The organism is Chryseobacterium sp. SIMBA_029 (assembly GCF_046535275.1).
Classification (GTDB): Bacteria; Bacteroidota; Bacteroidia; order Flavobacteriales; family Weeksellaceae; genus Chryseobacterium.
In genome coordinates, this window is the sequence record NZ_JAWRXA010000467.1 from 1 (window position 1) to 262 (window position 262).

General features: G+C 44.3%; 1 pseudogene. It reads left to right on the forward strand.

Annotated elements, in window-relative coordinates:
* Nucleotides 1–13: 13 nt before the first annotated feature.
* Nucleotides 14–262 (forward strand): annotated as a pseudogene (locus SB679_RS24850) (serine hydrolase); the annotation flags it as partial.

Here is a 262-nt window from a genome sequence, read left to right on the forward strand (position 1 = left end):
GATCATCGAGAAAATAACCGGTTTGAAATTTGAAAACTTTTTGAGCAAGCATTTACTCGCTCCCCTCGGGATGAATGACACGGGCTTAGATAACAACAGAAAGGTTATCCCTCATATGAGCTCGGCTTATGATTCTTCTTGGAACGATCTCATCTTGTGCGAGTATATGGATATGAGCTCCAGCTTTTCCGCCGGGGCCATGTATTCGACAGTCAATGATCTCTACCTCTGGGACCAGGCGTTGTACAGCGAAAAATTAGTT